This is a genomic window from Nocardia concava NBRC 100430 (genome assembly GCF_000308815.1).
In the GTDB taxonomy this organism is placed as follows: Bacteria; Actinomycetota; Actinomycetes; order Mycobacteriales; family Mycobacteriaceae; genus Nocardia; species Nocardia concava.
This window is the reverse complement of sequence record NZ_BAFX01000166.1, coordinates 1-1329: the sequence shown is the minus strand read 5'-3', so window position 1 is coordinate 1329 and position 1329 is coordinate 1. Positions and strand designations below refer to the sequence as shown.

Genomic DNA, 1329 nt, shown 5'->3' with positions numbered 1-1329 from the left:
TCGAGGTGGATTCAAGCGGTTGTTGCAACAGTGGGTGGGTTCGATAGTAGGTGGTCGAGTACCTGGGCCGGTGTTTGGAAGCCGTGACGTTTGCGGGGGCGGTCGTTGAGTTGGGTGGCGACGTAGTCGAGGTAGTCGGCGGGGAACATCGACAGGTCGGTGCCTTTGGGAAAGTATTGGCGTAGAAGACCGTTGGTATTCTCATTGCTGCCGCGTTGCCAGGGCGAGTGCGGGTCACAGAAGTAGATGTCGAGGTCGCAGGCGAGGCTGATGCGGGCGTGTTGAGCCATTTCCGAGCCTTGGTCCCAGGTCAGTGATCGACGCAGTTGGGTGGGCAGGGTCGCCATTTTCTCGATCATGGCCTGCGCGAGGGTGTTCGCGTCGCGGCCGGTGGGCAGGTGCAGCAGCATCACGAATCCGCTGGCGCGTTCGACCAGGGTGCCGATCTGGGAGCCCTGGCCCGCGCCGATGATCAGATCGCCTTCCCAGTGGCCGGGCACGGCCCGGTCGGCAACCTCGGCGGGCCGCTCGCTGATCATCACCATGTCCGCGAACTTGGTTCGCGGGCTACGGTTTTCGGTGCTGCGATGGGGCTTGCGCAGGGCGCGGCCGGTGCGCAGGGCCGTGTGCAGTTCGCGACGCAACTCGCCGCGGCCCTGCACATACAACGCCTTGTAGATCGTTTCGTGTGACACCTGCATCTCCGGTCGGTCACCGAACTGGGTTCTCAGCGCGCCCGCGATCTGCTCGGGGCTGTGCCGTCGTTCGAGTCGATCCTGCACGATCGCGGCCAGCTCAGGTGTGGTGGCCAGCTTGCCGGGCTTGGGTCGGCGGGCGCGGGCCTCGCTGCGCTGCTGGGCCAGCACCGCCCGGTAATGCGGACCGGCGCTGTTACCGCAGCGGCGGGCACCGAAGCGGTGTTTGCGCCGGTAAGACACGGGCTGGTTGCTGCGCAGCCTGCCGTTACGCGCGATCTCGCGGGTTACCGTGGACGGCCAACGCCCGATCCTGGCGGCGATCGAGTTGGCCGACTCACCCGCGGCCACCCCGACCGCGATCTCCTCCCGCTCGGCCAGTGTCAACCGCGGCCGCTGACGCGGACCCTCCACAACGAACTCGGGTTTGACTCCGCCGACCACCGAAACCCAACGGCCACCACAGTTTTCCGACACGCCGCACGCTACCGCGGCCTCACCGACCGGGACTCCCCGCTCGATCAACCCCCAGAACCGACGCATTGTCGAACGCAGCGGCCGATGCAGGCCCCGCCGAGACACACTCATCAACACTCCTGATCAGCAGTGTTGCAACCACCCCTTGAACCTAAGC

1 protein-coding gene is annotated in these 1329 nt (G+C 66.1%); it reads right to left on the bottom strand.

The genetic code is table 11. The features are described 5' to 3' along the window. Window positions 1-11: 11 nt before the first annotated feature. Window positions 12-1283, bottom strand: a complete 1272-nt coding sequence (locus tag ON43_RS35120; RefSeq protein ID WP_040814588.1) for an IS30 family transposase — start codon at window positions 1281-1283, stop codon at window positions 12-14. Window positions 1284-1329: the final 46 nt, after the last annotated feature.

What these genes read in the sequence shown, in the direction of transcription:
- ON43_RS35120 (WP_040814588.1), bottom strand. Translation starts at nt 1,283, where the DNA reads ATGAGTGTGTCTCGGCGGGGCCTGCATCGGCCGCTGCGTTCGACAATG.